Here is an 18,658-nt window from a genome sequence, read left to right on the forward strand (position 1 = left end):
CCGTTCAGAGATCCTCGGCACCCGGGTAGTGGAGGCGAAGTTCGCTGAGTACGCGCTCGTCGACAGCCCTGACATCCCACAAGGAGCTGTCGAATTCGGTCAGGACAAGCACCAGCTCGTCCCCGGCGAACCCACATACTTCAGCGTCGATCAACTGAAGGAAGGGGGTCGTCAACGACAACAGCGTCAACGTGTCCATGCCGGAGTCTGCGGACCTTCTCTCCATCTCGACACAGCGAGGATCGACGATCTCGTCAAGTTCGACGCGCCAGGTCAGGTCCAGGCCGAAGCTGCCGAGGCGAACCAGCAGCTCGGCCAGGGTCACGTAGTGCTTTCCGCGCCAGGCACGAAACGTGATCCCCTTCATCCCCGCCTCTGCTTCGGCTGTATAGCGCGACATGCGACCCCCTTCGTTCAGCGAACACTAGGCCACAGCCCTGATCGGCTCACACGACCCATCGGACAGTCCCTAGCTCCGCTGCCGAACCACCGATCCGCTGCGGGCTCACCCAGGCCAGCGCTTCACCCACTTCGATCGGTACACCCACGCCGGCAGCCTGGGAGGATCAGTCGGTCAGCCATCGGGCAATCACACCGCCGTCGTGCTGGCCACCCAGGGCTGCAACGTCCGCGGTCTCCATCTGGAGACCAGGGTCGTGCTGGCCACCCAGGGCTGCAACGTCCGCGGTCTCCATCTGGAGACCAGCCGGCCTTGTGAGCCCAGCGGCTCGCGCTGCGCGATCAGTCCCTTTCGCCACGGGCACCGAGTTCGTCGAGGGTGACGCGGTGGAGGCGGACCCAGACCCGGGCCCGCCTCGACTGGGCAAGGCGTCGGTAGGCTGTCTGCCAGCTCGGGCCGAACACTCGGGTCATGTCCCTTGTAGTGGTGTAGCCGATCTTTCGATGGTGTCGGGCAGGCGGGTCGCGGTGTCTGGATAGAGGCTGTCCATGCTTTCGACGGAGAGGTAGCGGCGGGGGAAGGCGATCCATTCGTCGTGGAGTTCGGTGAGGACGGCGGTGGCCAGGCGGCTGACGGCGGCGGTGTTCGGGAAGACCTGGACGACGTCGGAGCGTCGTTTGATTTCGCGGTTCAACCGTTCGAGCGGGTTGGTCGACTGGATCTTCTTCCAGTGCTGGTGCGGGAATTCGGCGAATGCGGTCAGGTCTTCCTTCGCCTCGAGGAGCATGGTTTTGACCTTGGGGAACTGGCCGCCGAGCATGTCGGCGACGGTGTCGAGGTGGGTGCGGACGGCTTCGGCGGTGGGCTGGGCGAACAGGGTCCGGATGGTCGCGGCGACCATTTCCGCGGAGCCCTTCGGGATCACGGAGAAGACGTTGCGGACGAAGTGGACGCGGCAGCGCTGCCAGGCAGCGCCGATCATGACTTTCCGGATCGCTTTGACCAGGCCGCTGTGGCTGTCGGAGATCACGAGGCGGACGCCGGTCAGGCCGCGTTCTCGCAGGTGACGCAGGAACTGGGACCAGAAGGCCTCGGTCTCGCTGTCACCGACCATCACGCCGACGACCTCGCGGCCGCCGTCTTCGGTAACGCCGGTGGCGATGACGATGGCCTGGGAGACGATCCGGTGCTCGACGCGTGCTTTGACGTAAGTCGCGTCGAGGAACAGGTAGGGGAACCGGATGTGGTCCAGCGGTCGGGTGCGGAAGACCTCGAGTTGTTCGTCGAGGCCGGCGCAGATCCGGGAGACCTCGCTCTTCGATATACCGGTGTCCGAGCCGAGGGCTTTGACCAGGTCGTCGACGGAGCGGGTGGACACGCCGTGGACGTACGCTTCCATGACCACGGCGTAGAGGGCCTGGTCGATCCGGCGCCGGCGCTCGAGCAGGCTGGGAAAGAAGCTGCCGGCCCGAAGTTTGGGGATCGCGAGTTCCAGGTCACCGGCCTGCGTGGTGAGGGTCTTGTCCCGGTGTCCGTTGCGATAGGCGGTGCGGGCCTCGGCGTGTTCACCCCACTCCGCACCGATCCTCGCGGTGGCCTCGGCCTCGATCAGTTCCTGCAGCAGGCGTTCGGCGACCTCGCGGACGAGTTCAAGACCGTCCGCCGAACGTAGTGACTCGAGCAGGCGAAGTAGGTCATGCTGGGACAAGGCCACCGTGCACTCCTTGGGTTGAACTGCCCGTTCACCAAGGACATTTGCACGGTGGCCTGCCCAGTTTTAGGGAGCATTCACCAACAGCCGATGCACGCGGGCACACCACGGCGGCGCACATCCCAGCCGAGATCAGTTACACCACTCAGCGGGACACCATCAACACTCGCGGCAGCTGCCGTCAGGTGCAGCCCGAGGTTCCCACAAAATCCATCGCGGCCAAGGCCTCGCGATTACCCGCTCGACGCCAGCCGCCACCCTGCGGACGTGGACGTTGTGACCTCTGTCGTCCGTACCACCCGCCGGAACAACACCCACTGCTCGTCCGGCACCAGTAACTCACGTGAGCGGACAGCACTTACGGTCCGCAGCGAGGTGGATTTTGCCGGTAAGTTGGCCCCGGGACCAGCCGAGCACTGCTTCCTTGAGGCGAAGCCCGCGGCGGCGCTGCGTGTCCCAGGCCAAGCCGGCGCAGGCGTTGCAGTCGACGCCGCAGACGGAGCTCAAATGATCCAGGCACGTGTGGGCACAACAACGACGGCGCGCGTGCCGGACGCACCGTTTGACGGGTAGAGCTGAACCAGCATTCCATGCCTGGAGGCCAGCCTCCCGACCACGAAGAGTCCCATGTGGGAATAGACCCCTACATCAACCGCAGGCGGCATCCTGAGTTTATCGTTCAGACCCTTAATCACATCCGGCGCAATACCTACCCCCCTGTCGAGAATCTCAATGGCCAATCGTCGATCAGGGTAAAGAATCACAGTCATCAGGACTTTGAAATTCTCAACGGAGAACTTCGTAGCGTTCTCAAGCAGCTCGGCTATCAGGTGCATGAGATCAATGACTACCGCGCCCTCTATTCGCACATTGGGGATATCCTTCAGTTCCACTCGAGAGTAACTCTCCACCTCCGAGATGGCAGCGCGGAGCACATCGATCAAAGGAATTGACCCAGGCACCAGGCGCCGCCCCGCCGAATCATCACCCCCGAGTACTAGCAGATTCTCTCCATTCCTCAAAATGCGAGCGGCCAGGTGGTCGACCTCAAATAGACGCTCAAGCCGAGCTTCGTCCATCTCGGTTCTTTCCAGTTCCGAAATCAAGCCAACTTGCTGCGTGACCAAATGCTGATTTCGACGTGACATATTGACCAGGATTGCGTTTATATTGCCCCTGAGAAGAGCTTGCCCTGCGGCCAGATCAACTGCTTGAAAATGTAGGCCGTCAAACGCTCTGGCCAGCTCTGCTATCTCATCCGACCCATCAACCGAAATCGGTGCAATAACAGTGTCAATAGCCTCAGACGTCACACTGGAGAGGGAAGCGACAACATCAGGCAAGGACTGATTTGCGATGCGATGGACGGAGTCACGAAGAATTGTCAACCTGGAAACCATAGAGCGAACCATCGCCAGGGCAAGCGTTGCGGTAATCAGGAGAGCAAGCAACATGGCAAGCACTTCGTCAATGAGAGCCTCTTTTGCTTCCCGTGTGCTGTCCGACGCAAAATGGACAGCTCTGGCAGTTAGCATACTCTCGATTTCCCAGCTTTCGTCGAATTGAACGCTTGCACCCTCCATCCAGCGATCAGGGGTGACCCCTTGGGAGGCGAGCTGCTGGTTGCTCAGGCCGGCCCCTACGTGCCTCACCATCTGCTCCATCCCGGGGGAGGTGAGATCCGAGCGCGGACTCGCCTCGAACTCGCCCCCCGAGGAACTCGACAGCTCCTTTCTGGCTATTTGCGCAAGCGATTGATACCCGACGCTCCTGGCCGCTTGGGTGTGGCGAGTGACTGGGTCACCGGAATTACGGACATCCAGCAGCATATGCATGACAATCGCCCGATTGATCGAAATCGCTTCCTTGGCCAGAGCGATCGCATACACCGCGCGCGCATCCGAGGTGACACTACTTCCGGTACCTAGACTCAACTCATTGGTCAGAGCAAGGAGGGATGTCACGATATCCGAATACGCCTCCTCCGTATCCACCCCGGGAGCAAGGTATGCCCGCGCTCTCACTTCAGGAAGTCCGGACAGAAGACGGTCCACCTCCACAAGGCGATCATGCAGTCTCCCTGCACTCGGCGCCACTTCTGTATGTTGCTTGAGAGTGGATATGGAAGCACTGGTGACCCGATAAAGATCTCCAACCAGGCCACCGTCTCGCTTACCTGCAATGAGCGGACTCACAGATAGGTCTCGTTCGCGCTCGAGATGATGGGCCACAAGCGTTGCCGCCTGAACCAGCCTGGCAGTCCGCTCTGCGGTCGAAGCCGACCGCCATTCAGCTTGATTATCTCGCAGCCGCAGGCCGCCAAAAGCCACGGCGAGCAGAACAGGAACGAGCAGGGATATAGATATTTTGGTGGGAAGCCGCTGCTTCTCCCAGAACCCTTTCCGAATGACACGGCTGCCGAGCGAGCGAATCTGGCGGTACAGTCGCTTAGCGCGCACGGTCTCGTAATAATTCTTGAGCATTCATCGACCTCCGACTTCTAGTCGCACAGCATTCGAAGATCGGCCGCGGCATTTTCCCACTCTGGCGCGCCACAGGTTGGGCGCAAGATGGCGAACCGCCCACATTGACAGGGAAAATGACTCAGCCCGGATGATGAGTTCACTTTCCTTCGGGCGCCGATATCGACCATCAGCCGCATGCCTTACCGAGGCCGGCCCGGGTGACTCCCCCAGTTGAGCTGCTCCAGCTCATCCACGTGCAGGTCGGAGGTCGCGCCCTGGCAGCACGACCCGCCCCTGCCAAGGGTCGGTGTGGGGTGGCGCGCTGCCGCATGGTGCGGGTGGCCAGGCTGGCGCAGCAACGCATTGCTGGGGGGATCAGAGGCCGCACCCCACGGCTCGGACCGGTGGAGGACCCCTCGCGACGTCCAGAGCTTCGCCCCACGGTCGTGAGGTGCATCCTGCGATGCCGACCCGCTGCTGTTGGAGCGGATGGCGGTAGAGTAGCCAAATATTGAAGGCTTCTTCAAGTCTTCGAGGGGTCCCTCTCGCCTGATCGCCAGCTGGGCCGAAGCATGCCCCCTGAGCATCACCGTGGCCCCGCGATCCCTTACGGATTGCACGACACCTCGCGAGCTGGGCGTGGTTGGAGGTGCGACGTGGCACCTTGGCTCATCGCTCATGGCCGCCGGGTCGGAACGGGTGCAGCGATCATCAGCGACAGGAGCGTCACGGCCTGTCGGCCATGATGACCACTGAACTCGACCCCGAAATCCGCCCGTTGTGGCACGAACGGCACCAGGCCAGGCCCGTCTCACAGCCTCGGAAGCGGGCTGCCGACCGGCGCCAGAAACCCATGCCCTGGCGCGGTCCTTGAGACCCGACACCGGGCCCGAACCACCGGGTACCGCTCCCCGCCCAGCCCGAACCGAAACCACCCGAACACGGAACCCGGCACACAGCACACTCCCCACACCACATCCCAGCCGGACACCCCAACAACCAGCGAACCTGAAGTCGCCCGGGAGGCGGAGGGGGCTCGTGCGGATCCGGTCCGGCAGGGTGTGGGGTGGGGTCCGGGGTCTGCTGGTGGCCGTGGTGGTGGGTGACCCCGCGCAGGGCGGGCAAAATCTTGCCTCCGTGTCATCAGGGCAGTCCAAGAGCGGTTCGAGCGAGGTCGAGACAGCACTCCGGAGCGCTCACCGCCGAACCCCGACCCCTTCCCACTCGGGCCCGCTGTCACCGGAGCGCGGCGAAGCCGCTGTGGGCGACATCAGGACTGCGGTGTCTCCGTCTCCCGGGACGCAAAACCAGCGACGCCCGCAACTGGTGATTGCTGATGTGATCACGGCGTTGGAGCGCTCCCAGCCATCCCTCTTCGTCGGGCTCAGCCCGGCGCGCTTACGGGGAGCTGGTGACGACTCTGAAGCGTGAGGGACAGACGCGTTGAGCAAGAGTCGGCGGTGGAACTTGTCACTGGAAGAGCAGGTTGTGCTGGTCAGACGTACGACGGACCAACTTGACGGTGCGTGAGCCAGCCCCGGTGTTCGGGGTGCCCAGGGCGGGTCAGGTCTTGCCGGCGACTGCGCGCACCCGACTCGTGCCACCTCGTGCAGTCCGCGCAGTACCCGGCATTCATCCAGAGCGGTTGACTGAGGGCTTGGCCTTGAGGTGCTCTTCCCACGCTGAATGCTCTTGATCGTCCATGGCGAACGCTATGAACAGGGCGCGGAATGCAGCGCTCGCCGCCTCAACGTCGTCGGCCCGAGGGCCGACAAGGTGGTACAGGTTCAGTCCCTCGGCCAGGGCTGCAAATGCGCGTGCGCCAGCCGCTGGCCGCCTGGCACCTGCTGATCGCAAGGCCACTTCGGCAACATGTTCCATACTCCGAACGATGCCGGCCAGCGCGTCGGACTGACTCGGGCTCCGCACAGCGTGAAGGAGTACTTCGTAGCGGGCCAGTTCCAGTGCCTGCGAGTACGTGGTCAAGAGCTTGGAGAATTCGGCAGCAACCTCCGCCGGGCTGGCCCTGCCGCCCTCGAAGCGCTGAGCGAGGGCTTCCAGATGGGTGTTGAGGTTCTCCGCGATGAGCTGTATCGCTTCGACGGCCAGCTGGTCGATCGTGCCGAAGAAGTAGGAGACGGAAGTGAATGGACACCCCGCGCGTTCGGTAACTGCGCGGTGAGTGAGGCCCGCGATACCTTGCTCCGCCAGGACCTCGAGTGCGGCGTTCAGGAGCTCTTCTCGGCGGCGCGCGCCCTTGGCGTAGCGCTTCTCAGGATTGGGCATGCTTCCAGTCTAGCAATGTTGTAGACATCTTCAACATTAGGAGCTAGGGTTGAGAGGTGCCGCCCCTCTAGCACAGCCCCCCAACTGCTACGCGCGGTGGCCAATCGGTTGCACGCAGTGTCGCGCGCCGCCCTCCGCAGATCCTTCACCTCCATCGGGAGGGACGTCATGGCGTTTTATCACACCTCTCAGGACGCCGGCTTCGCTGTGATCTATTTGCGGTGTTACCCGTATGACATGTGGCGTATGGAACCACATCGCAACGCCTTGGCCCACCTGGCTGAACTCCTGGGGCACCCTGAGCCGCCGGTCTATCTGGACAACGGATATCGCTCGGGTGTAAAGCTGCCAGCGCTCGAACGGGTGATCGCTCTCGCCGGGGCAAAAATGTGCCGGCTTCTCCTCGTTCCCGGTCCGTTTGTCTTCTCGATCTACGAGAGAGAAGCACGTTCCATCACTCGCCGCATCACCGCGGCAGGGTGCAACGTGGTGCAACTGCCCTAACAATGCGCAGGACTCACGGGTCGCCACAAGCTGGGCGTGGTTGGCGGTGGGACGTGGCACCTTGGCTCATCGCTCAATTGCCGGTCGGAACGGGTGCAGCGATCATCAGCGACAGGAGCGTCGCGGCTTGCCGGCCATGATGACCACTGAACTCACCCCCGTATCAAAGCCGTTGTGGCACGAACGACATCAGGCCAGGCCCGTCTCACAGCCGCGGAAGCGGGCTGCCGACCAGCGCCAGACATCAGGCGACCAGCTCCTCGCCAGGCCGTCCATCTCAGCCATCACGACATCCCGGCCTGCCTCCACACCACGTCCCAGCCGGACACCGCAACAACCAGCGAACCTCGCCCAGCACCGCGGCCACCATCAGGCCCCGGCCCCCATGCCGTGACACCACGTCCCCCACTATGCCTGGGCCGAGGGTGCAGGGCCTGCCTCACCGGGCCCTGCACCGCGATCCCGCCGCGGCGGCACCAGGGGCACCGGCAGCATGACCGTCAGCCGCAATGCCCCAAAGGCGTCAGCGGGCACTACCGGGCAAACGGGAGCGACCGGTGCCATCCTCAGGTACGGTCTGCCTTGCTCGGGACGGAAATCCTGCTCATCCTTGTTGGGCCATAGCGCCATTGCCCGTTCCGCTTGCGCGGTGATGGTCAGCGCGGGATTCACGCCCAGGTTGGCTGAGACGGATGCTCCGTCCACCACCGAAATGCCGGGGTAGCCGAAGAGACGATGGTACGGGTCGATGACGCCGTGCTCCGCGTCTTGGCCGATCGGGCAGCCGCCGAGGAAATGCGCGGTCAGGGGGGTTCCCATCAGTTCGCCAACGTTGCTGCTCGCGGTGCCGTTGATGGATCGCGCGAGCAGTCTGGCGCCCTCTGCGGCCTCGGGAATATGGTCCGGATTGGGCTCGCCGTGCCCCTGCCGTGCGGTGAGCAGGCCCTTACCCAGCCCTTTGGGCCTGAGGCAGGTGGTCAGCGAGTTGTCGTGGGTCTGCATGACCAGTCCGACGATGGTCCGCTCCGACCAACGGCGGTAGTTGATCATGTGGACCGCATCGCCGGGCCTGCGCAGGTTGGCTCCGATGAACTGCACCCAGCGCGGCAGTCTTCCCCCGTACGGGATTTGGAGGATGGACAGCGGGGCCATCGCGTTTGAGCCCTTGCCGTACCGCACCGCTTCGATGTGAGTGGTCTCATCGGGGTGGATGGAGGAAGTGATCGCCACTCCCCTGCTGAAGTCCACCCGCTTACCGGAGTCCACCTTGGGGCCGCTGTGCTTCCTGCGATAGAGCCGGTCCGAGGTCGTGGCCCCCACCAGCGCCTCGGAGTTGGTACGGGTCAGTTCACCCAGCTTGGGCGAGATGCGCGGCAACAGGCCGGTGGCCCGCATCCGATGCAGCAGTGTCTGGGTGCCGTAGGTGCCGGCCGCGATCACAACCTGCCGTGCGCGGAGCACCGTTTGCCGCCCCTTGCGGCGCTGGTCGGTAGGGACGGTGGTGACACGGTAGCCACCGCCACCGGGCTCCTCGGCGACCGCGACGGCTGTGGTCATCGCGTGCACCACCGCGCCGGACTTCTCGGCGAGGTGCAGGTAGTTCTCATTGAGGGTGTTCTTGGCGCCGTAACGGCAACCTGTCATGCATTCACCGCACTCGGTGCACGCCTTGCGGGACGGTCCCACGCCCCCGAAGTACGGGTCCGGGGCAGACTGGCCGGGATCGACGCGTACCGCTCCACCGGCGTCCTCACCGTCACCGAAGAACACCCCTACGGAGGCCATGCGGAAGGTATCGCCGACTCCCATCTTCTCGGCCACGTCCTGGAGGTGGACATCGCAGGGGGTCATGGTCCGGGTGGGCCGCACCCCAAGCATCCGCTGCGCTTGGTCGTAGTACGGTTTGAGCTCTTGCGCCCAGTCGGTGATGTGCCCCCACTGCGGGTCCCGGAAGAACGCTGCGGGCGGCACGTAGAGGGTGTTCGCGTAGTTCAGCGACCCGCCACCCACGCCCGCGCCGGCGAGCACCATCACCTTGCCCAGGAGATGGATGCGCTGGATGCCATAGAAGCCCAGCGCCGGGGCCCAGAGGTAGTTGCGCAGGTCCCAGGAATTCTTCGGCAGGGTCTCGTTGGTGAAGCGGCGGCCGGCCTCCAGGACACCCACGCGGTAGCCCTTTTCGGTGAGGCGTAGCGCCGACACGGATCCGCCGAAGCCGGAGCCGATGACGATGACGTCGTAGTCGAGGGCAGGGACGTCCCCGGCCTCAGCTGCTTCGGAGTGAGCAGTCTGCTCATAGGCGTGCTTCTCTGATGACATTGGTACCTCCATCGGCTGCCTCGGCCGGGGGTGGATCGTGCTCGGCGACGGCGTGCTGTGTGAGTAGTGCTGGCTGGGAAAGGGCCCGGGGCCCTCTCTTGCGGATCTTGTTGGCCGGGCCCGCGTGCTCCGGTGCCGTGCATCTCAAGGCGGAGGTGTCTCCCTGTACTGGACGTACCGGGGTGTTCCAACAGCGCCGCGAGGTGCGGTGTTGCACGGCGCAGGCGCGGCAAGATCCGAAAGTGATGGCCCAGGCGCGTCGTCAGGGAGCCTCACACCGGAGCCGGTGGCTGAGTGTCAGCGGAAGTGGATCGCCTTCATCGCGTGCAGGCTTCGGCTGAGGAACGACGCGTACTTCTCATCGTTCATGCCGAAGGCGGGGCCGAGCGGGAGCAGGCGCTGGTGAGCAATGGTTTGCGCTTCTGTGTACTTCATTATGCCTTCGGAGCCATGGCGGCGGCCCAGGCCCGAGTCGCCCATGCCGCCCATCGGGGAGCGGACGCTGCCGTAGGCGGCGGCGTAGCCCTCGTTGACATTGACCGTTCCGGCCCGGAGGCGGGCGGCGACCGCCCGGGCGCGGCGCCCGTCGGTGGACCAGACGCTGGCGTTGAGTCCGTACATGGAGGCGTTGGCGAGCGCGACCGCCTCGTCCTCGTCGGCAAACCGGTAGACGGAGACTACTGGGCCGAAGGTCTCTTCCTCGTGGATCGCCATCCGTGTGCTGACGCCTTCCAGGATGGTGGGCTCGTAGAACAGCGGGCCGATCTCGGGCCTGTGGCGGGCACCGGTGATCACCGTGGCCCCTTTGTCGACGGCGTCTTGGACGTGGCGGGTGACGGTTTCCAGCTGGCGTCTGGAGACCAGGGATCCCATGTCTGCGCCGTACCCCAGCGGGGTACCCAGCCGCATGGCCCTGGTCCGGGCGGCGAAGCGGCTCAGGAAGTCGTCCGCCAGTGATGCGTGTACGTACAGCCGCTCTATGGAGACGCACAGCTGGCCTGCGGAACTGAAGCAGGCGCGGACCGCGCCGGCCGCCGCTTTGTCCAGGTCCGCGTCGTGGAGCACCAGCATGGCGTTCTTGCCGCCGAGTTCCAAAGAGCAGCCCACCAGCCGGGCAGCGGCGCTGCGAGCGACCTCGCGGCCGGTGCGGGTGGAGCCGGTGAAGGAGACGTAGTCGGCGCGTTCGACGACGGCGGGGCCGATGACGTGGCCCTCGCCGACGACGACCTGCCACACCTCGGCCGGGAGGCCGGCCTCGATCAGCAACTCGCGCGCCCACAGGGCGGTGAGCGCGGTCTGGCTGTCCGGTTTCATCACCACGGCGTTTCCGGCGACGAAGGCGGGCAATGCGTCCCCGACCGAGAGCCCCAGCGGGTAGTTCCAGGGCACGATCTGGCCCACGACCCCGCGCGGCTGGCGCAGCTCGGTGACCTTGGTGAGGTACGGGATGACTCCCAGGTGTGCCTTGGGGCGCAGATAGGCGGACGCGTTGCGCCCATAGTGGCGGGCGGCGACGCAGACGCCCTGGATCTCCTCGTGGGCGTGCAGCCGTGTCTTGCCGGTCTCCAGCTGAATGATGTCCAGGGCCTCCGACTGCCGACGCAGCAGCAGGTCGTGGAAGCGGAGGAGGACCGCGGCCCGATGGCGGACCGGGGTGGCGGCCCAGGCTTGCTGGGCGTCGCGGGCCCGCGCGAAGGCGGTGTCCACGTCCGCCGGGGTCGATACGGGCAGGTCAGCAAGCTTTCCCCCGGTGAACGGGCAGTAGCTGGCGGTGAGGCCCGCAGTGCCCGAGGCGCCTGAGACCGCGTGGCGCGTCCCGGTCACCACGCCGCGTACGAGGCGGGCGACCAGCTCGGGTGTAACAACGTCGAGAGCCGTCCGGCCGGGATCGGCAACCGGATTGCCGTGGGTGGACACGTCGCCCCGGGCGCCGTCGAGTTGGGCGTCACTGGCAGGTGTGCTGTGTGCTTTCATCGTGGTCCGTTCGTGTCCAGATAGAGGACGGGGCCGGCCCCCAAGCGTCCTATGGCGTTCAGGGCGAGCAGGGCGGCCATCGACTTGGCGGTGTAGACGGGTTCGAGAATGAGGTCTTCTGTATCCGCGGCCAGTTGCTGTGCGTGTTCTCCGTCCTCTGTCGCGTGGCCGTAAGCCGGCCCGAGCCAGTCCCGTACGACGATCAGGCCGTTCCTGCGGATGTCGGTCGGCGGAAGGTCCGCTCCGAGCGACACGAGTACCTTCTTGGTGCGGCACGCCAGCCGGACGAGGCTGGGTGGGTCCAGTCGCAGCGTGTCGTTGACGACGACGGCGACCACCTTGGTGTTGTGCAGGCCGCACAGTTGGAGGCCGAGCAGCAGTCCCGCTGCCGTGCCTCCGGATCCGACGGCGGTGACGATGTGCGACGGTTCGGGGAGAGCTTCGCAACGTACCTGGTCGGCGATTTCCAGTGCTGCCTCGACATAACCGAGTACGCCGATGGGTGACGAACCACCCGGTGGGATGAAGTAAGGCAGTCGGCCGCCAGTCGTATGGCGGGCGGCCAGGAAGGGCGCCAGCGCGAGGGTTCTCGCCTTCGTGTGCGTGAAGTGCAGGGTCGCACCGCTCTGCTCCAGGCGTGCGAGCTGCGCGCGTACGTGGTCGTCGACGGGCTGGTCGATCAGGGCGAGTGCCGTGTGCAGGCCCTGGTCGCGTGCGTACAAGGCGGTCGCCAATCCCCAATTGGTTCCCAGGCCGCCCACGGTCAGGATTGTGCGCCGGCCTTGACGGAGGGCGTCAGCCAGCAGCCATTCAAGTTTGCGTACTTTGTTGCCGCCCCATCCACCATCGCCGAAGGCGCCCTCGCACTTCATCCACAGGGGCGCGGCTCCAGTGGACAGGCCCGGCAGGCGACGCACAGGTGTGGGAGCCGATCCCAGGCGTAGGTGAGGCAGTGCCTCGCGCAGCGCCGGGAAATGCTGGTGCAGAAGCGGGACCGAGGGGCTCATGCCGGTTCACCTGCACCGACCGGGCGGCCCAGGACGCGCCTGATGTGATCGTTGGTGAACACCCCGTGAGGGTCGAGGCGGGCTCGCACTGCCTGGAAGCGGTCCCAGTGTGGATACTGGCGGCGCAGCATTTCGGCGTTGAGGAAATGCCGCTTGCCCCAGTGCGGCCGTCCACCGAAGTCGATCATGGCCTGCTCCACGGTCCGAAAATACTGCTCCCATGGGATGCCCGCGAACTGGTGCACGGCGATGTAGCAGGTCCCACGGCCGCCCGCCGGACTGAGGTAGGCATCGTCGGAGGCGACGAAGCGGACCTCCAGCGGAGCGGGCACATCGAACTCGCGCCTCTCGGCGATCTTCATGACGGTCCGCACCGCCTCGGCGGCGTACTCACGCGGGATTGCATACTCCATCTCGGTGAGGGGTACGCGGCGTGGCGTGGCGAATACCCGGTAGGAACGGTCGACGTACCTGGTCGTTCCTGAATAGGCCGAGGCCAGCCGGTTCAGCGCCGGAATCCACCCTCTACGTGCTCGACCGAGCAAACACACACCCAAGTAGGCATGATTTGTCAGGAGCACGTCATGACACCATGCCCCGGCTCTTGATCGCGGACGGGGTGCGGCCGAGGTCCGGTTCCAGGTCTTCGTCATGGCCAGCTCGCTGTGCGGGAAGGCGAAGAAGCCGAAGTGGTCGTTGCTGTCGACGCGCTCGTCGAGGCTGCGCAAAACCGTCTCCAACGGCGCAGTCGTGTCCTCGGCACTGAGAGTGAAAGCCGGCACGGCCTGCAGCGTCACTGCAGTGACGACACCGAGGGCACCCATGCTCACCCGCGCGGCCCGCCAGGCGTCGGGATCCATGCCCTCACCGACTTCCAGGATGCTGCCGTCAGCGAGGGCGAGTTGAATCGATTTCAAGCCTGCGGACAGGTTGGGCAGCGTCATGCCGGTGCCGTGGGTGCCCGTCCCTGTCGCGCCGGCGATCGACTGCACATCGATGTCGCCGAGGTTCGCGAACGCGAGACCGTGGTCGTACATCACCGCACTGAGCGCTCCCAGCGATATTCCGGCCTCGACACGTACCAGACCGGTCGCCGGGTCGATGTCGAGCACGCGATTCATGCGCTCCAGCGACAGTAGGGTTCCATCGGTCAACACGCCGTCGGTGAAGGAATGCCCGGCTCCCGCCACCCGGACCGTACGGCCGGCCGCTGCCGCACGGCCAATAGCCTCTGCTACCTCCGCCGGAGCCCCAGGCCTCTCGAACACCGCTGGGCGACAGCTTTGATCACCCGCGAAATTCGTCCACACATGCCCCTTGTTCATGGCCACTCCTCAACAAAGCCCGCACCACAGGGAGGATCGCCGACGCGACGTCGAGCCACTGGCCCGAGTGGTCACCATCGCGACCACGCCGACGTCTCCACTCTACAGCCAATTTAGAAGATGTCTTCAAGATTTTGACCCCGCGACACTGCAGCGTCCCGCTCCGGGCACCGGACAACCTGTCCTGCCGCCACGCCCTCGCCCCCCGTTACGTTCTATGCGGTCCTGCAAGAGGGCCGCCGACCTTCCGGGCCCGGCATGGCTGTGTCCCCCTGTCGGTCGATGACCTGAGGAGCGGTGTCACCGGACCCGAGGGGCGCCGCTGGAGACGCTGACGAGAGGTCCGACCACCGCCTGGCCTGGCGCAATGCCCGGCCGCTTGCGGGTGGCAGGTCTGCAAAACGTGGGTGCGCGAGTACGGCGCCGCCACACCGGCCCCACGCAGTCAGCCCGCTGCGTCGTGGCGGCCGAGACCGAGGAGCAGCGGGCGGGTCAGGGTGCCAGTGATCGACTCAGTGGTGCCCCGCCTTCTGATCTTGGTCCACCCCCGACATCTACCCAAATATCGGCTGGTCAGGGGCTTGATCACCAAACCCTTCACCCCGGACACGCCCGTCCAGGACTCCAACCATCCCCGCGCCTTGGCCAGGTCCGTCGTCATGGGGCACAACGTCCATGGGGCCGTCAGGGCGCGCTCGGCGAACAGTCCTTCCAGCTGTGCGCGCCGCTCGACGTACCGGCGCGCGAGGAGCTCCTGGCCGTCCAGCTGCAAGAGGTCCGCCCCGACTGTGGACAGCTGCCCGGCGGAGGCCAGGCCGGGGAGCCCTCCGGAAGAGTGGTCCACGCCGGGGCCTGGAGCTTGGCTGCCATGCGGGCAGCGGCCTCGAACGTCCGGCGGCTCTGCTCCATCGTGGCGAGGTCGGTGGCGGCTCCCGAATCGGGCCCGCCTTGCGCCGCCTCCGGTCCGGTCTCGGCTGCGGGCTGGACGTGGCGGGCACCGCGACGGTGTGCGGCAGGGACCTCGAGCTCAAGCGGCTCGAACGGCGCACCGCGTGCCACCGGCCGCACCCTCACCCACGCCGCCTCAGCTGCGGCCCTGGCCCCGCTCTGCCAGCCTGAAGGTGGTGAAGGCGCCGAACCGCCTCCTGCGGTTCGGGGTCGGTCTCGTGGTCAGCGGGCGACTAGGACTCCCAACAGACGGGCCACCTCGGCCGCGACCGTGTCCCGTGCGGGGCCCAGGTACGCGCGCGGGTCGGCGACGTTGGGGGCCGTTCGCAGACGGTCCCGCACGGTGCGGGTGAAGAGCTTGTTGAGGTGGGTGGAAATATTGACCTTCGTCATTCCTGCGGCGACGGCCTTGGCGAGGTCGGCGTCGTCGACGCCGGAGGAGCCGTGCAGGACGAGTGGAAGGGACTGTGTGGCGTTAAGGGAGCACGTCTGACCTGCGTTTTCACAGCAATCCCTCGGGATATCACCACACTTGGTGTGCCCGGAGTAGCCCCAGGTCACCCCGTGGATTCCCCGATCTTGCGCACCGCCAGGTGCCCGGGAGTGCCCGGAATCCGACGGTGTGTCAGAACCGAGGCATGCCGCCCCGATGGGGCCGCTGCGGTCCCTAGTGTGATGCGCCAGAAATCCTGATGGTTAGTTCTGCTCTGTTTGCTGGTTGGCGGTTCCGACCTTGCCGAGGTAGTCGGCGAGGGAGTTGAGGATCTCGTCGGCGGTCTTGGTCCAGGTGAAGGGCCGTGGATTCTCGTTCCAGGTGTCGATCCACGCAGCGATGTCGTCCTCCAGGGCCTTCACGGACCGGTGGACGCCGCGGCGGATGAGTTTGTCGGTCAGCAGGCCAAACCACCGTTCGACCTGGTTCATCCAGGAGGAACCGGTCGGCGTGAAGTGGACGTGGAAACGCGGGTGCTTGCCGAGCCAGGTCTTGATCTCGGCGGTGTTGTGGGTGGCGTAGTTGTCACACACCAGGTGCACCTCGAGCTCGGCGGGCACCGCCTTGTCGATCCGGATCAGGAATTTCTTGAACTCGATCGCCCGGTGGCGGCAGTGCAGCGCCGATATGACAGTGCCGTCAGCGATGTTGAAGGCGGCGAACAGGCTGGTGATGCCGTGCCGGTAGTAGTCGTGGGTCCGGCGTTCGGGCATGCCCGGCATCATCGGCAAGACCGGCTGGGAGCGGTCCAGAGCCTGGATCTGGGACTTCTCGTCCACGCAGAGCACTACCGCCTTCTCGGGCGGGTGGTGGTACAGGCCGACGACGTCGACGACCTTGGCGACGAACTGCGGATCGGTGGACAGTTTGAAGGAATCCTGCAGGTGGGGCTTGAGGTCGAACTTCTTCCAGATCCGGCCGATGGTCGACTTCGACAGGCCGGTGCGCTGGGCCATCGAGGCTCGTGACCAGTGCGTGTCCCTGCCCGCGGACGACTCCAGGGTTGCCACGATGACCTCCTCGACCTGGTCGAGGAGGATCGAGGGCGGCCGGCCCGAGCGGGGCTCGTCATGCAAGCCGTCGAGGCGTTTGGCAATGAACCGGGCCCGCCACCGGTCCACGGTCGATTGGTCGATGCTGAGGTCGGCCGCGGCCTGCTGATTCGTCCCACCCTCCGCGCAGCGCAGCACGATCTTGGCCCGCAACGCGAGGAACTGGGCGGTCTTCGCCCGCCGCGCCCACTGCGTCAGCTGCCTCCGCTCAGCCTCGTCCAGGACCAGGTCGGCCTTCGGCCGCCCGATCCAGCCGGCGTCCTCAAGCCCGGCGATCCGCTCTGCGGCGAAAGCCCGACGCCACTTGCCAACCGTCTTGGCCTGGACGCCGACGATCCGTGCGGCACCCGCGTTTGACATGCCATCAGCGCACGCCAGGATGATGCGGGCCTTCTCGGCCGAGCGTCGGTGCGGCATACCCGTCCGGCGCACCAACTCGGCGCGCTCGGCCTCGGACAGCGTGATCTCCACAGCAGAAGGACCCGAATGCGACATGGCAACAGGGCAGTAAATAACCATCAGGACTTCTGGCGCATCACACTAGACCCGTACTTCGCGGGTGACCGTTTCAGGTCTGTGGCCAGCGGGTTTGCCCGATGTCGGTGCCGAGGAGATCGAGGAGGTGGAGTTGGACGCCGCGGTTGATCTGGACGGTTGGCGGGTCGGTGACGTTGCCGATTCGCAGGGTGAGTTCACCGAGGTGGTAGAGGATCATCCGGCCGGTGGGGCGGACGCGGCGGTTGTCCGGGTAGAGGCCGGGCATGGTCTCGTCGGGGCCGAGTGCTCGTCTGACCTGCCGCTCGATGAGGCAGAAGACCAGCAGGGCCAGGCAGATGACCTGGATCAGCGCGGCGACGCGCCGGTTGTGCTGCACGAAGACCGGTGCGACCGCGAGGGGGCCCTTGAAGTCGTGGTAACGGCGTTCGACCGTGCCCTGGCCCTTGTAGTGGATCAGTACTTCGTCCGGGCCGGCCTTCTCGGGCGGGAGGCTGGTGATGAGCTCGTGCCAGCCGTCGACGGCTGCTTCGGCCTTGAGTACGTCCTGGTCGAAGTGCCAGGCCAGGCTGGGGGCGCCGTGCTCGTCGGCGGTGATCTGCCAGCGCAGGCAGGAGGTGACGCGGCGTTTGGCCGTGATGACGCCGATCCGGGCGGCGATCTTCTCCCCCGTCCTGTAGTGCTGCCCGCCCGCCGCGGTGGTGAGTCGGTCGAGGTCTGCGGCGGCTTTGGCCAGTCGTTTGGCGCGGGCCGCCTGTTGGCCGGCCGCGACGGCGGTGGAATGGATCAGGATCCGGCGCATGGTCAGCGGCGGGTCGCTCTTGCGGCGGCCAGTCAGCGTGTGGGTGTCCTCCAGGACCCGGTAGGTCTCCCGTTCCGTCTCCGGTTTCTTCTCGTCCCGCTCCGGAACCCAGTCGACGGGCTCTGCCCGCTCACGGTCCAGGGCCGCGTAGAACTCGTCCTTGATCTGCGCGGCCGGGACGGGCGCGATGAACTCCACCCCGGCCTGAAGCAGGGCGGTGATGTTGGAATAGGACACCAGCTTGGAGTCGGCGACCATCAGGAAATCAGGGGTGCCGGCCATCGCTTTGAGGTCGTTCATCGCTCCGACGGCCTGGCTGACCTCGGCGGCGGCATCGTCGAAGACCCGGGAGTGCACGGGGATACCGCCGTCGGCCGTCACCGCGAGCCCGGCCTGGACCTGTTTCAGATCCAGACGACGGTCCTTGGGATGCCCGTTGCAGGCGATGAGCGGATACCGCTCGTCCTGGTCCTGGGCGGGAAAGGCACCGTGGACGGACATGCTGGTCATGTCCCAGTGCAGCCGGGAAACGTCGATCCCGAACTCGGTGATCGCCCGCGCGCCGACGGTGCCGGCGACGACTTCCAGCTTCGGGGCGATCGCGTCCAGCGCGCGGGCCAGGCGATCGTCGTTGAGGAGGTCCAGTGTGATGCCGAAGACCTCTTCCACCGCCCAGGTGCGGGCCCAGTCCCCGACGCGCACCAGCGGTGCGGGCGAGGTCAGCCGGTTGGCCACCAGCGCCTCGATGACCTGCCCGTGCGTCAGATGCGCGCTCGCGCCGCCCGGACACACCTCGTCGACGATCCCGGCCACGTCCAGCCGGCGCAGAAACTCGGCAGCGACAGGCAGAGCGCCCAGACGCTTTTCCACCACGGAC

Annotated in this window: 12 protein-coding genes and 2 pseudogenes; 1 reads left to right on the forward strand and 13 read right to left on the reverse strand. The window is 65.7% G+C overall.

Features of this window, described 5'->3' with window-relative positions; all coding sequences use genetic code 11:
* Positions 1-4 precede the first annotated feature (4 nt).
* From OG386_RS05880 to OG386_RS05905, 5 genes and pseudogenes are all read right to left on the reverse strand, one after another.
* Positions 5-400, reverse strand: a complete 396-nt coding sequence (locus OG386_RS05880; protein ID WP_328787095.1) for a hypothetical protein — start codon at positions 398-400, stop codon at positions 5-7.
* Positions 401-744: 344 nt separating this feature from the next.
* Positions 745-861: pseudogene (locus tag OG386_RS05885) on the reverse strand (IS5/IS1182 family transposase); the annotation flags it as partial.
* An 8-nt stretch (positions 862-869) separates the two neighbouring features.
* Entirely contained in the window at positions 870-2,114 is a 1,245-nt protein-coding gene (locus OG386_RS05890) for an IS256 family transposase (protein WP_328787096.1), read from the reverse strand.
* A 500-nt stretch (positions 2,115-2,614) separates the two neighbouring features.
* Positions 2,615-4,594 carry a sensor histidine kinase gene (locus OG386_RS05900; RefSeq protein WP_328787097.1) on the reverse strand — a complete coding sequence of 660 codons (1,980 nt, stop codon included), beginning with the start codon at positions 4,592-4,594 and terminating at the stop codon, positions 2,615-2,617.
* Positions 4,595-6,208: 1,614 nt separating this feature from the next.
* On the reverse strand, positions 6,209-6,862 hold the full coding sequence (locus OG386_RS05905) for a TetR/AcrR family transcriptional regulator (protein ID WP_328787098.1): 654 nt from the start codon (positions 6,860-6,862) through the stop codon (positions 6,209-6,211).
* 168 nt (positions 6,863-7,030) lie between these two features.
* Between OG386_RS05905 and OG386_RS05910 the strand changes: the two genes are divergently transcribed.
* Positions 7,031-7,366 carry a hypothetical protein gene (locus tag OG386_RS05910; protein WP_328787099.1) on the forward strand — a complete coding sequence of 112 codons (336 nt, stop codon included), beginning with the start codon at positions 7,031-7,033 and terminating at the stop codon, positions 7,364-7,366.
* 408 nt (positions 7,367-7,774) lie between these two features.
* Here OG386_RS05910 and OG386_RS05915 read toward each other — a convergent pair whose 3' ends face one another.
* The 8 genes and pseudogenes from OG386_RS05915 to OG386_RS05950 form a co-directional block, all read right to left on the reverse strand.
* Positions 7,775-9,685: a GMC family oxidoreductase gene (locus tag OG386_RS05915; RefSeq protein ID WP_328787100.1), complete on the reverse strand. Its 1,911-nt coding sequence runs from the start codon at positions 9,683-9,685 to the stop codon at positions 7,775-7,777.
* A 297-nt stretch (positions 9,686-9,982) separates the two neighbouring features.
* Positions 9,983-11,659 (reverse strand): succinic semialdehyde dehydrogenase, encoded by a 1,677-nt coding sequence (locus OG386_RS05920; RefSeq protein WP_328787101.1) that lies wholly within the window; start codon positions 11,657-11,659, stop codon positions 9,983-9,985.
* A complete protein-coding gene (locus OG386_RS05925; protein WP_328787102.1) occupies positions 11,656-12,666 on the reverse strand; it encodes a 1-aminocyclopropane-1-carboxylate deaminase/D-cysteine desulfhydrase in 1,011 nt (336 codons plus the stop codon). Before OG386_RS05925 ends, OG386_RS05920 begins: the two co-directional genes overlap by 4 nt.
* Positions 12,663-13,991, reverse strand: coding sequence for a D-arabinono-1,4-lactone oxidase (locus OG386_RS05930; RefSeq protein ID WP_328787103.1), 1,329 nt, complete (start codon positions 13,989-13,991; stop codon positions 12,663-12,665). Before OG386_RS05930 ends, OG386_RS05925 begins: the two co-directional genes overlap by 4 nt.
* A gap of 445 nt (positions 13,992-14,436) precedes the next feature.
* Positions 14,437-14,835 carry an ATP-dependent DNA ligase gene (locus OG386_RS05935; protein WP_328787104.1) on the reverse strand — a complete coding sequence of 133 codons (399 nt, stop codon included), beginning with the start codon at positions 14,833-14,835 and terminating at the stop codon, positions 14,437-14,439.
* Between the two features lie 326 nt (positions 14,836-15,161).
* Positions 15,162-15,401, reverse strand: a pseudogene (locus OG386_RS05940) (class II fructose-bisphosphate aldolase); the annotation flags it as partial.
* A gap of 234 nt (positions 15,402-15,635) precedes the next feature.
* Positions 15,636-16,979, reverse strand: a complete 1,344-nt coding sequence (locus OG386_RS05945; protein ID WP_328787105.1) for an IS630 family transposase — start codon at positions 16,977-16,979, stop codon at positions 15,636-15,638.
* Positions 16,980-17,052: 73 nt separating this feature from the next.
* Complete coding sequence (locus OG386_RS05950) at positions 17,053-18,654, reverse strand: IS1634 family transposase (RefSeq protein WP_328787106.1); 1,602 nt, start codon at positions 18,652-18,654, stop codon at positions 17,053-17,055.
* Positions 18,655-18,658: the final 4 nt, after the last annotated feature.

It is taken from the genome of Streptomyces sp. NBC_00273 (assembly GCF_036178145.1).
In the GTDB taxonomy this organism is placed as follows: domain Bacteria; phylum Actinomycetota; class Actinomycetes; order Streptomycetales; family Streptomycetaceae; genus Streptomyces.